Genomic DNA, 10,346 nt, shown 5'->3' on the forward strand with positions numbered 1-10,346 from the left:
ATATGTAAAACGTCGCTATGGAATTAATTTATGAAAAGGAATCAACTGACGCAAGAGGGAAAATACTGTTCCTATCATACGGCCAAAAAAGAATAAACATTGTAGAAATAAAAAAAGGATTCTCACGTGGAGGACACTATCATGACTTTGACACTATTCATTACATCCTTTCAGGTACAATTGAGTATAGAGAAAAAGACATAATGACTGCAAAAGAACAGGTTCGCACAGTGACTGCACCTGATATAATACGCATTCCTGCGATGGCGGCCCATCTACTCACAGCAATAGACGATACGATATTTGCAGAAGAAATGTCGCAAAACTATACTGCGACCGAGTATCCTGAATATCGCAAAATCGTAACTGAAAAAATGACATGACATATTCAATCTGGCTTGAACCATCGGCAAAAGACAAAAAATATCTTCAAAACATAATTTATGATCTTGCAAAACAATACAAGGCACCACAGTTTACGCCGCACATCACACTGTACAGCGGAATCAATAATGCCCGACTGACAAGAAAAGCAGTGCATGATTGCAGACACATTACAAAGATGAAAGTAAGAGTTACTGGCATCCGACATTCTGGGTATATCTGGAAGACACTCTATTTTGATGTAGGAACATCAAAGAAGCTGGCCGAGCTGAATAGAATACTAGCAAAACGTCTTGGCAATCATGCAAAGTACCGCTTTCGACCACACATAAGTCTGATCTACAAGAAATTGCCTAATGCAACAAGGAGGCAGATCGCAAAAGAGATTACATTAAAAAACACACTCGAATTTGCCAAGATCTCGATTATAAAATCATCAAACGTGGTCCGAAACTGGACCCCTATCATGAAAATCTCACTGAAATGATCTTGTCTGTTTGTTAATTTGTGCGAATTCATGAGTTATTAAAATATGAGTGGTACGTAAGAAAAAAGGGCATGGCAACCTTAACTGTTGAGGAGACTAGAGCTTTTGTTGAAAAGCTGATTGCCACAGGTAACGGCGACAGTGGCAGGCTGATGCACATTCTTAACACCATTAACTCGGGCCGCAAACTCTACAACTCTGATCAAAAATATCTTGATTCCAAGCTTGCAAATGAAATTGGATTGGTACAAAAAATTAAAACTGAAGAAGGACTTGTTGCCAAAGTGCAAAGATTGATTACTGCAAGAGCCGGAGATATAGGACGATTACAGTTTATTTTAGAATCGCTACAACAAGGAAAATCGCTTTACAACTCGGACCGCTTGTATCTTGAGGCAAAGCTTGGAGAAAGAATAAACCCTGAAAGTGTCCTTGCGCAACAGGAACCTGAGCAGACAATAGACTCGCTCAAATCTCAAGTCACGCTTGCAAATCAACGAATTGCAAGACTGGAACACGTACTGCAAGACAAATCCAATCAACTAGAAACAATCCAGACTGCAAGTGTGGCAAAAGTACATCAAAAACCTGTCGCAGGCGCAATGCCAAAAGGCTGGTCACCACCAAAACAGGATCTAGATCAAATCCGCCAGCAAATAAGCGCAGAACAGAGTAATCTTGAAAGGGAGAAAAACAAGACTGACCAGCTGAAAATCGAGCAATCAAAACTGATGCAAATAATACTGGACAGAAAGGAATTTGAAAAACAGCTGCGAATAGAACAGGAAAGACTGCAACAGCAGATTGAGCTCGAACGCAAAGCAGTAAAGGAGCAGACAGCACTGGTTGAGCAGATAAAATTACAAGAAGAAGAGTTGGAAAAGGCAAAACGTGAGCGCGACGCAATTGTGGCAAAACTTCATGCCGAACAGACCGCTTTATCGAGCCAGGTCGCCACAGAACGCGCAAAGCTTGCAGAACAGGCTAGGGCTGCACAGAAAATACAGCAAGAACATGAGCATCTGCAGGCAATAAAGGAGGAATATGAAAAAGTGATGCAGACTGCAAAGTCTAAAGAAATGGAACTTGAAGCACAAGTGAAAATGGAGCGCTCAAAGCTGGAACAGCAGGGAAAGATTCTCAAACAAATATCAAATTATGAAAAGTATCTAGAATCCTCAAGACAAAAACAGGCCTTGCTTGCGGCAAAAATAGCAGAACAAAAAGACAAACTGAAAAAAACTTCTACATCAATATCGCAAATTGAGGAAGACCAACATCTGCTTGATGCAATACTTGCAGAAAAAATTGCACTTGAACAACAAATCAAACTTGCTGATTCTGAGCTAAAAAGCATAAGAAAAGACAAAACTCTGCTGGAGCGGCAGCTTAGAACTCAAAAATCCACCCTTTCAAAGATAAAAAAACAAGAGATAGGTAAAGTTAAAACACTCAAACAAAAAAAGCAGGTTCTGGCAAAGCAAATCAGGACCGAGGCAACTCAAATAAAGAAAATCGCAAAAAAATTGGAAAAGACACCTAACCCTTCTTCACAGTGATCTCTTGGCCGTTACCTATGGCCAACGTGCATGTCTGCAGATTCTGCCTTGATGCAAGGTACGTTGAATACTGGTGCATCATCTTGCGGTATTTTTTAGGATACAGCATGTTATCAGTTACCATGACACCTCCATCTTTTAGGTGTGGAATGATGAGTCTTGCGTATTCTATGACATTTTCCTTGTCTGCATCAATTAGGACAAAATCAAACTTGGCGTTCCTTGGAAGGCCCTTTAGTACATTTCCGATTTCATTCCTCCTTATTCTGATGAATCGTGATACGCCCGCACGCTTAAAATTGCGTATGGCGCGTTCTATCTTTTTTGGATTTCTCTCAATAGTAGTTATTCTTGGGGTTTTATAGTGTGTTAGGATAGCATCTGTTATCCACAAAGTGGAATATCCAGTTGACGTGCCAAGCTCAAGTGCGCTTTTGGCTCTAATTCCAACAATTAGGGAATGAATGAACTGTCCTGTCTCGTACGTGATTGCCAGCATCCTGTCTTCTGGCTTTACGTCGTATCTTTTCGTTCTCTCTTTTCTTGATTTTTCTTCCAATTCGTCAATGATTTTTTTAATAGATTTTCTCAATACTGCATATGCTACCTTGTTTATTATAACGTCTTGTTTACAATTTGCTGATTGACGATCATGCAGTGCATAATTACAAATTATATTTGGTAAATTCAGAGCTGAAATAAATTGAATGCATACAAGCACATCCCGTTGATACAGGTTGTCGAGAATATAATCGGTCTTGATTCTACAATGCGCTTTGCGGCAATCATTGACCTGAAAGGAAACATACTAGAGTCCATAATGAAAGAAGGAAAGACCTCACTCAAATCCCAAAAAGAAGAGGAGCATTTTTGTATGCAGGTGGCGCAAAGACGCAAAATGCGCAAAGAGTTTGATAAGACACTGGGTAAGGTCCGCTACGTAAATGTGGAGCGTGAGCGCGTTTCTCAGATTGTAATCTATACTAGGAGAAAGACAATTTATTTTACCATGGAGCCTGAGGTCAGCCCGACCAAAAAAATGTCGATCATCAACCGGGTCAAAAAAATAACGTCGCATCTGTAGAATATCTGTTCATTCTAAACATACTAACAAATTACAAGTCGTGAAATGAACAGCATTCATGGACACCCATCACGTGGTGATGCTAATGGGGGCAATGGTAGGACTAGCGGTATTTCTACCACTAGTAATAGGCTATCTTGGTCAATGACTTAAATCAGACAGAATCGTACTACCTGCTGTTGAAGATACTGGTCGACGAGATGGATGACGGGTGGGATGAGAAACTACGATCGCTCGGTTATGATGCATATTCTGTTAAAAAGCTCATAGGCGAGGGCAAGAAACTGCACACTGATTATTCGGTCATAAATTATGCGAAGGAAAATAACATGATATTGATAACACGCGATACTGAGAGCGGACATGCATGCTTTGAGAACAACCTTCCATGCGTCCTGTTGGACAACAACGAGATATTCAAGATAGTCGTTGAAAAGCTAAAACAGTTCAACTAATTTTTATCCTAGTTTTGCCAATATCTGCATATGCGAAGCTGTGATGTGCGAAGCAGGGCATACAGAAACGGAAAGACATTTGATCAATGCGTGCAAATTGCAGAGGCGCTTAATCCAGAGTTTAAAAAAATAATAGATAATGACGGTAAGATTCTCTGGTCGGATATACTGCAAAAGGTAGACCACGATGAGCTGATTTACAAGCTTACCCTAAAATATCTGCGGCGCGACGGATATGATATAGGGAACTGGAAGATACCTGAAGTCAAAAAGGCATCGGCCTAGGGCTGCACCTTACAGCTCCATCCGCTGCTTTTGATCTTTTTTGCCATTATGATTGGTGTTGCCACCAAGAGCGGAATCGATATTGCAATAAACAACGTCTGGAGTTGAGTTATTGCAAGAGTAAAGGCTACGGCCCCGGACGAGCTCAGAAAAAGGGAAACAAAAGTCCCAGCGCATGTGGGGCATGCAATGAAAAGACCCGTGACGGCTGCAACACTTCCTGCCCCTGCCCCTTTTCGCAGTATGGAAAATGCATTTGCGGCAATTGCCATGTTCAGGCCTACAAGATATGACACGGCAATCTGCAAGATAAGATTAATTGGTATTATCTGCATTCCTAGATGCTCTGTTATGTAAAAGATGAATTTTGGGACGTACCCTATATCGCCACAACATGGGGCGATAAATGCAGACGGCACCTGTACCCCGTAATGCATTGAGAAGATCACATCCGGCTGGTAAACCAGTATTCCTGATGTGAGCGAGAAGAATAATCCATAGGCAATCGCGGTTATGGTAAATATCCTCCTTGACTTTTTGTTCCACGTTATGTTAGCTATTATTGAGAAAGGGTCGTCCTTTTCAGTACCTATTTTCTGCTTGTGATATTGATACATGCCGTATGAGATAGCGCCGAGGGCCACAATAAGCAGCACATAGAACATTACGCCCAGTCGTTCGACGCTCGTGAGCGCATCCGGCGTTATCTCCGAGTTACCAAGCCTTGCGTAGATTAGAAACAGGATTGCGATGCTGGCAAAGCCAAGCGCAATGAGCAATCGTCCGTCCCTTGTCTGGCCGTCTGCCATCTGAGAGCGGTTTTACTAGACCATCATTAAATCTATCTCAAATAAAAAGAAAAAACTCATGCTGTCATGCGCAGCAGAGGGTCTTTTTGAAATCTTCTACGTTCCTTGAGAACTTACATTCTTTGCAGACATGCCAAGTTCTGTCTTTTAGGATCTTCAGTGTCGCCTCATAGTTTACTGAATACATCTTTCCTCCACAGCTTGGACACGGCAGCGGTATGTCGATTCGCATCGAAAACGATTTTACAAATTTTGAATATAAGAGCCGCGTAGGACTGATAAGTTATCCATTTTTTTAATTCTCGTATGTTTATATCAAATCAATACGTAAAGAATACAGGAATTGAACATAGACCAGAAACAAGATCCGGACTATTCCACCGCAAAGATCTCCTACGTCGGTTTTATCGATCCATATGCGCTTGAGGGAATAATCGTCCTGCAATCAGATGACAAAAAAGAATTTCACATGAGAGCATTTTCAGGAGAGGTTGCAAGACACATCAAAAGCTTTGTGGAGGGAAAAAGAGACGGATTGCCCACCATATACAATCTGATCGAACAACTGTGCGAGGAAAACGAGATACTGCTTGTCAAAACCAAGGTGTATGAGAGTGGTAGTGTTCTTAGAGCAAACCTGTACTTTACGGGGAAAAAAGACATCGTACTTAGAAACTACAGGGCATCTGATGCAGTTGCACTGGCAGCATTCTACAATATCCCAATTCTTGTCAGAAAGACGCTTCTAAAAGAGCCAGTCGAAGCCTAGGTCAGGACTTTATCTAATCGCCCAAGCTCGTAGGCCCTTTTGAGCTCCATTGCTATTCTTCTGCCAACTCCAAATGTTTCGCCATATTGGTATTTTGTGTAAGGCGATGTTGTTGCTACAATCGGGTTTCCTGGCACCCTCAGAGATACGTCGTACACTACAAGCTCAAGGTCCTTTGTTATGACACTCTGGAGCGAGAACGGTCCTATGATTCCAGGCGGATAAATCCTTCTGACTCCTGCGACGAACTTGTCCCCAATTTCTATTACTTTCTCAAGTAAAGATTCTCTTATGCTTGCAGGTGTGTGCCCTACCTCGATGTTCTGTATGTCAACGTCAATATCCATCTGCTGTTTTGCCGGGAGAGAGTTAAAGTCGTACAGGTTTGTCTGCAATCTCCTTTCAATTCCGATAAAGTCGACCTGCTCTGATATTGGTGTGTGAAAATAATTAAAGTTCATGTATGTTCCAAGAACTAGCTCCTCGATGCTGGCCTTTTTGAGATCTTCCCTTCTGATAATTCCTTTTCTTATTCTCTCCTCTGACTTTTGCTTATAGTCCTCATACGATGATACAGTAAAGAAGGCCCGTTCCATCTTGCGTGTCTTTTCCTGCACCTTGACAATTGCAGGCCTGTCTATCTTTTTTGGATCCCTGAAGAGTCGCGGAAATCTTACCTTCGATTTTTCAAGCAGATGATACTGGTTCTTTGAAAAACTTCGCTCCTCTGCTTGAAACAGTGAACGGTTGCCAAAAATCGGCACCTTGAACTTGTTCTCTATTACATCATATCCAAGGTATGCTGTGAGAGCCCTGTGGGGAATGATTATCGTATTGGTGTCATTGAATAATTTTTGCATTTTTGCAGATGCCATGTCCTGAAATTTGTCGACCACTATGATCTCATCTGCAATTCTCTGGAATCTCCTGTATGGGGCATCCCTGCCTTTTTGGCATATCACTACAGTCTGCAGTCCTTCATCCTTTGCCCCATCCATTATCTCAAGGGCCGAATGACTGCCAAGAACGCCTATTCTAAAACTGGAATACTCTTTTACTATCTTGTGAATCTCAGCGGGCCTTATCATGTATAATCAGAGTTCAAAACTAGTCTAATATAACTAAACTCGTTTTCATGGTGCTAATCTGCCCCATCCTGTTACATCTTAAAATAATCTGTCTTTCAAGTAATGTTGATGAAGCTCGTAGTGGGTATTACAGGAAGTACAGGTGTAGTGTATGGCGTAAGAATGCTCAAAGTACTACGGGAAAAGAAAGTGGAAACGCATCTTGTGATGACAGAATGGGCAAAAAAATGCCTGTCCATGGAAACTGACTACAAACTAGATGACGTCAAGACACTTGCATCGCAGTATTCTGATGACTCTAATCTTGCATCCGGCATATCAAGCGGAACTTATAGGACTGATGGGATGATAGTAATCCCCTGCAGCATGAAGACGCTTTCAAGCATTGCCAACGGATATGATGAGACGCTGGTAGCGCGCGCAGCCGGCGTCACAATGAAGGAATCGCGTAAGCTCGTGTTGGTGCCTAGGGAAACGCCACTTACTGCAATACACCTTGAAAACATGCTCAAACTTGCAAGGCTTGGAGTGGTGATACTGCCACCTGTTCCGGGATTTTATACAAGGCCCAAATCAATAGATGAGCTTGTCGACCATACTGTTGGAAAGTGCCTTGACCAGTTTGGAATCGAGCACGATTTATACAAAAGATGGGGCAGCTAGTACGTGTGCCAAAGATAATCCTTGAGAAGACAATTAGGGCAAAAAGAGAACACGTCTTTGGAATAGTGGCAAACTATGAGAACTTTCAGAACTTACTGCCTCAATACTTTACATCAGTCAGGGTGCGCTCGGTCAGAGAAAACATCGCAGTAGTGGAAGAACACCTTCAAGTGGGCTCACGTGAGTTTGTAATGATGACAAAACATGTAACAAAGTATCCGGAAACTCACGAAGTGTTCGTTATAGGCGGCGACGCAAAGGGAAGCCATTTTGTAGAACAATTTGAGAGTGTACCTGATGGAACAAAGCTTACAGTAAATGCGAACATCAAGCTTGGCGGCATCTCAAAGATTGTGGGGGTGTTTGCCAAAAAAAAGATCGCATTGGAGTTTGGAAAAATAATGGACGAGTTTGCAAAAATTGCAGAGACCTAGTCTTTCTTTTCCTTTAGGTCTTTGAGCTCTTTTTCTGATTCAAGCTTGCCTTTCTCGTATTCTACTCTTGCCTTGCCCATGGTCTTGGCAAGCTCTGGAATCTTTTTTGCGCCAAATATCAATATCGCAGCTGCAATTATGATAAAGATCCACTCTTGTCCGGCGATAAGGCCCATAATACTTGATAGCATCTATTTGTTCTTAGGCATATCTTCAGATTTAAGTCTTCTAGTATTTCGCTCGCGTCTCTCAAGCAAAAACATGCCTACGACATAAAGCCCAATCATGGGACCTGAAATGAACCACATTGTCACACCGCTCCCATCTGGGGTTACAATTGCACCGACTATGACAAGAATCACAAACGCGTACCTGATGTTTCTTCTCCAAAACTGCACGTCGGTCATTCCGGAAGCGGTGGCAGCATACATTATCAGTGGAAGTTGGAATGCAACTCCGAATGCCAAAAGAAATTGCAGCACAAAGGTAACAAAGTCCATCACGTTCAGAAATGTGACCAGTCCGGACGACTCACCGTACTGGTAAAGAAAATCAAGCATGAACGGAATTACTGTAAGGTACGCAAATATGGCACCGGTGACAAATAACGCGATTGCAGGCAGTGCTATTGAGCGGACTGCATGCACTTCGCTTTCAGAAAGAGCCGGCTTGATAAACGATGTAAGCTCGCGTACAATGATGGGCATCGAGACAACCAATCCCACCAGAGCGGCAATGTATACCTGAGCATAAAAGGCCTGGCCCGGAGCAGTCTGTATGAGCTGCACATTCTGAGGCACAAGTGTCTCTTTCATGTAGTTTGTAATCTGGGCTGCCATGTTGTGCAGTGGTTCTGGCATTGGATAGTACAGCGTGATTCCGCCTACTACAACTGGCGCAAGCTTGAACGTTAGCATAAACGTGATGATTATTCCCAGCGCAATGACTATCCTGATTATCCTGCTCCTAAGCTCCGCCAAATGTGCATAGATTCCCTGCAGCTCTGACATGCCTTGTATGGGCGACGAATATCTATTTAGGTTGCGAAATTAATGCTTTCCAGGGATGGGCAGCAGCTTTGCGTCTGCAAGACCGGACTTTTTACGCTCCTCTTCGGTGATGTCCTTGAATTCTATTGAGATTATCCCTCTTAGCTTAAATCTTGATTCCATTTCCTTTGCGAGCTGGCCAATTTCCTTTCCTGTGTAGATCTCTTTGGAATTCTCAAGAAATACTCTGGTTCCCTTTTCTTTTGGCTCGCCACCGAATTTGTCCTTTAGGAATTTTGTGACTTCGTCGACTTCTTTTTTTTCGACATTGTTGTGGTAAAATGCTATTCCCTTGATAGGTGTGTAATCAAGTGGTGTTCCGTTTCTGTACATGAATGTGCCGATAAATATTGCCTCTGATTCGGGCTCTTTGACTCCCTTTATCTCCCAGTTCAGAACTTTGGCTGGATCATATTCTGCTTTTAGCATCTCATCAGCTGTCAGTTTCCAGTATCTATGTCGGCTCACTTTAGTTTTAGAATCTACATTGCATTATAAATTAATACATTATACCATAACATCTATTCCCTGTTGTAGATTATATTAGAGCGAGGATAAATCCGACTCGTTGCCCCTCTTTGAAGTGCAAGTAATAATTGAAAACAAGCCGGGGATGAACGATCCCGAAGGAGAAACAATACTTAACGATCTTGTCCTCAAAGGCAGCTACTCGGAAGTCAAAAAAATCCGTTCTGCAAAAATGCTAAAATTTCATATTTCGTCCAAAACAAAAGACACAGCTGAAAAGACGACAAAAAAGCTATGTGATGAGCTCAGGATATACAATCCCATGGTGAGCAAGGTCACCTTTTCTGCAAAACCGATCTAGTCTTCGCTTCCGATTCCTCTTATGGTCTCATCGATTAACAACTTGCTTCTTAGGTACGCTGCAAGGTCTGTCTGGGTTATGACGCCGGCAAGCTTTCCTTCTTCGAGCACTATTAGCCTTCGAATGTTGTTATTTAGCATCTTTTGAACTGCGTCCTCTATGGCGGTGGTCGGCTCGACCCATCTGTATTTTGGTGACATTATGTCTGCCACCTTCAATTCAGAAGGTTTTTTGTCCTGGGCCACAAGCTTTCGCACAAAATCCGCCTCAGTTATAATTCCTACTGGGTTGTTTTGCTCTACGACTACCAGAAAACTAATGTCTTTTTCCTGAAGGAGTCTTGAGGCCTCAAGGCAGCTTTTCTCCTTTGAGATCGTAACTACGTGTTTGTTCATTATGTCTCTTACATATCCCATTATCCGTTTTGCCTATTTTGTAGATAAAAAAGATT

The 10,346-nt window shown here is 42.2% G+C and carries 18 protein-coding genes; 10 read left to right on the top strand and 8 right to left on the bottom strand.

Going from position 1 to position 10,346, the window contains the following annotated elements:
• The first annotated feature begins 17 nt into the window (after window positions 1-17).
• The 3 genes from NITUZ_RS03580 to NITUZ_RS03590 all read left to right on the top strand — a co-directional run bounded on the left by NITUZ_RS03580 (window position 18) and on the right by NITUZ_RS03590 (window position 2,430).
• Complete coding sequence (locus tag NITUZ_RS03580; RefSeq protein WP_048195377.1) at window positions 18-383, top strand: cupin domain-containing protein; 366 nt, start codon at window positions 18-20, stop codon at window positions 381-383.
• Complete coding sequence (locus NITUZ_RS03585; protein WP_048195379.1) at window positions 380-871, top strand: 2'-5' RNA ligase family protein; 492 nt, start codon at window positions 380-382, stop codon at window positions 869-871. The genes NITUZ_RS03580 and NITUZ_RS03585 overlap by 4 nt, the downstream gene beginning before the upstream one ends.
• A gap of 71 nt (window positions 872-942) precedes the next feature.
• Window positions 943-2,430, top strand: coding sequence for a coiled-coil domain-containing protein (locus tag NITUZ_RS03590; RefSeq protein WP_155991311.1), 1,488 nt, complete (start codon window positions 943-945; stop codon window positions 2,428-2,430).
• Here NITUZ_RS03590 and NITUZ_RS03595 read toward each other — a convergent pair.
• Window positions 2,411-3,022, bottom strand: coding sequence for an O-methyltransferase (locus NITUZ_RS03595; RefSeq protein WP_052370061.1), 612 nt, complete (start codon window positions 3,020-3,022; stop codon window positions 2,411-2,413). The two genes, NITUZ_RS03590 and NITUZ_RS03595, sit on opposite strands and share 20 nt — an antisense overlap.
• A 111-nt stretch (window positions 3,023-3,133) precedes the next feature.
• Here NITUZ_RS03595 and NITUZ_RS03600 point away from each other — a divergent pair, with 111 nt between their 5' ends.
• The 3 genes from NITUZ_RS03600 (at window position 3,134) to NITUZ_RS03610 (ending at window position 4,254) form a co-directional block, all read left to right on the top strand.
• Entirely contained in the window at window positions 3,134-3,514 is a 381-nt protein-coding gene (locus NITUZ_RS03600) for a DUF6659 family protein (RefSeq protein ID WP_048195383.1), read from the top strand.
• A 179-nt stretch (window positions 3,515-3,693) separates the two neighbouring features.
• Entirely contained in the window at window positions 3,694-3,969 is a 276-nt protein-coding gene (locus NITUZ_RS03605; protein WP_155991314.1) for a DUF5615 family PIN-like protein, read from the top strand.
• Window positions 3,970-3,999: 30 nt separating this feature from the next.
• The gene (locus NITUZ_RS03610) at window positions 4,000-4,254 is read left to right on the top strand and encodes a PH domain-containing protein (protein WP_048195384.1); all 255 of its coding nucleotides are present in this window, start codon (window positions 4,000-4,002) and stop codon (window positions 4,252-4,254) included.
• On the opposite strand, the gene NITUZ_RS03615 is transcribed toward NITUZ_RS03610, so the two are convergent.
• Window positions 4,251-5,063 carry a hypothetical protein gene (locus NITUZ_RS03615; protein WP_048195386.1) on the bottom strand — a complete coding sequence of 271 codons (813 nt, stop codon included), beginning with the start codon at window positions 5,061-5,063 and terminating at the stop codon, window positions 4,251-4,253. The two genes, NITUZ_RS03610 and NITUZ_RS03615, sit on opposite strands and share 4 nt — an antisense overlap.
• Window positions 5,064-5,127: 64 nt before the next feature.
• Window positions 5,128-5,295 carry a hypothetical protein gene (locus NITUZ_RS10130; protein ID WP_177309449.1) on the bottom strand — a complete coding sequence of 56 codons (168 nt, stop codon included), beginning with the start codon at window positions 5,293-5,295 and terminating at the stop codon, window positions 5,128-5,130.
• A gap of 111 nt (window positions 5,296-5,406) precedes the next feature.
• Between NITUZ_RS10130 and NITUZ_RS03620 the strand changes: the two genes are divergently transcribed.
• Entirely contained in the window at window positions 5,407-5,832 is a 426-nt protein-coding gene (locus NITUZ_RS03620) for a bifunctional nuclease family protein (protein ID WP_048195388.1), read from the top strand.
• On the opposite strand, the gene NITUZ_RS03625 is transcribed toward NITUZ_RS03620, so the two are convergent.
• Window positions 5,829-6,920, bottom strand: coding sequence for a formate--phosphoribosylaminoimidazolecarboxamide ligase family protein (locus NITUZ_RS03625; protein WP_048195390.1), 1,092 nt, complete (start codon window positions 6,918-6,920; stop codon window positions 5,829-5,831). The genes NITUZ_RS03620 and NITUZ_RS03625 overlap by 4 nt on opposite strands.
• A 108-nt stretch (window positions 6,921-7,028) precedes the next feature.
• Here NITUZ_RS03625 and NITUZ_RS03630 point away from each other — a divergent pair, with 108 nt between their 5' ends.
• Together NITUZ_RS03630 and NITUZ_RS03635 are read left to right on the top strand one after the other, a co-directional pair.
• Window positions 7,029-7,583, top strand: a complete 555-nt coding sequence (locus NITUZ_RS03630; protein WP_048195392.1) for a UbiX family flavin prenyltransferase — start codon at window positions 7,029-7,031, stop codon at window positions 7,581-7,583.
• Between the two features lie 5 nt (window positions 7,584-7,588).
• Window positions 7,589-8,017: an SRPBCC family protein gene (locus tag NITUZ_RS03635; RefSeq protein WP_048196037.1), complete on the top strand. Its 429-nt coding sequence runs from the start codon at window positions 7,589-7,591 to the stop codon at window positions 8,015-8,017.
• On the opposite strand, the gene NITUZ_RS03640 is transcribed toward NITUZ_RS03635, so the two are convergent.
• The 3 genes from NITUZ_RS03640 to NITUZ_RS03650 are packed head-to-tail and all read right to left on the bottom strand — an operon-like array spanning window position 8,014 to window position 9,534.
• Window positions 8,014-8,193 carry a twin-arginine translocase TatA/TatE family subunit gene (locus tag NITUZ_RS03640; RefSeq protein ID WP_177309458.1) on the bottom strand — a complete coding sequence of 60 codons (180 nt, stop codon included), beginning with the start codon at window positions 8,191-8,193 and terminating at the stop codon, window positions 8,014-8,016. The genes NITUZ_RS03635 and NITUZ_RS03640 overlap by 4 nt on opposite strands.
• 15 nt (window positions 8,194-8,208) lie before the next feature.
• Window positions 8,209-9,027 carry a twin-arginine translocase subunit TatC gene (tatC, locus tag NITUZ_RS03645; RefSeq protein ID WP_048195397.1) on the bottom strand — a complete coding sequence of 273 codons (819 nt, stop codon included), beginning with the start codon at window positions 9,025-9,027 and terminating at the stop codon, window positions 8,209-8,211.
• 39 nt (window positions 9,028-9,066) lie between these two features.
• Window positions 9,067-9,534: a hypothetical protein gene (locus NITUZ_RS03650; protein WP_048195399.1), complete on the bottom strand. Its 468-nt coding sequence runs from the start codon at window positions 9,532-9,534 to the stop codon at window positions 9,067-9,069.
• Between the two features lie 100 nt (window positions 9,535-9,634).
• Between NITUZ_RS03650 and purS the strand changes: the two genes are divergently transcribed.
• Entirely contained in the window at window positions 9,635-9,895 is a 261-nt protein-coding gene (purS, locus tag NITUZ_RS03655) for a phosphoribosylformylglycinamidine synthase subunit PurS (protein WP_081844850.1), read from the top strand.
• Here purS and NITUZ_RS03660 read toward each other — a convergent pair.
• Window positions 9,892-10,311 carry a CBS domain-containing protein gene (locus NITUZ_RS03660; protein ID WP_048195401.1) on the bottom strand — a complete coding sequence of 140 codons (420 nt, stop codon included), beginning with the start codon at window positions 10,309-10,311 and terminating at the stop codon, window positions 9,892-9,894. The two genes, purS and NITUZ_RS03660, sit on opposite strands and share 4 nt — an antisense overlap.
• Window positions 10,312-10,346: the final 35 nt, after the last annotated feature.

This window comes from Candidatus Nitrosotenuis uzonensis, assembly GCF_000723185.1.
Classification (GTDB): Archaea; Thermoproteota; Nitrososphaeria; order Nitrososphaerales; family Nitrosopumilaceae; genus Nitrosotenuis; species Nitrosotenuis uzonensis.

Bases quoted from the DNA above. Each gene is read 5' to 3' on its own strand.
- NITUZ_RS03580 (WP_048195377.1), top strand. From the start codon at position 18: ATGGAATTAATTTATGAAAAGGAATCAACTGACGCAAGAGGGAAAATA.
- NITUZ_RS03585 (WP_048195379.1), top strand. From the start codon at position 380: ATGACATATTCAATCTGGCTTGAACCATCGGCAAAAGACAAAAAATAT.
- NITUZ_RS03590 (WP_155991311.1), top strand. From the start codon at position 943: ATGGCAACCTTAACTGTTGAGGAGACTAGAGCTTTTGTTGAAAAGCTG.
- NITUZ_RS03610 (WP_048195384.1), top strand. From the start codon at position 4,000: ATGCGAAGCTGTGATGTGCGAAGCAGGGCATACAGAAACGGAAAGACA.
- NITUZ_RS03615 (WP_048195386.1), bottom strand. From the start codon at position 5,063: ATGGCAGACGGCCAGACAAGGGACGGACGATTGCTCATTGCGCTTGGC.
- NITUZ_RS10130 (WP_177309449.1), bottom strand. From the start codon at position 5,295: ATGCGAATCGACATACCGCTGCCGTGTCCAAGCTGTGGAGGAAAGATG.
- NITUZ_RS03625 (WP_048195390.1), bottom strand. From the start codon at position 6,920: ATGATAAGGCCCGCTGAGATTCACAAGATAGTAAAAGAGTATTCCAGT.
- NITUZ_RS03630 (WP_048195392.1), top strand. From the start codon at position 7,029: ATGAAGCTCGTAGTGGGTATTACAGGAAGTACAGGTGTAGTGTATGGC.
- NITUZ_RS03640 (WP_177309458.1), bottom strand. From the start codon at position 8,193: ATGGGCCTTATCGCCGGACAAGAGTGGATCTTTATCATAATTGCAGCT.
- tatC (WP_048195397.1), bottom strand. From the start codon at position 9,027: ATGTCAGAGCTGCAGGGAATCTATGCACATTTGGCGGAGCTTAGGAGC.
- NITUZ_RS03660 (WP_048195401.1), bottom strand. From the start codon at position 10,311: ATGGGATATGTAAGAGACATAATGAACAAACACGTAGTTACGATCTCA.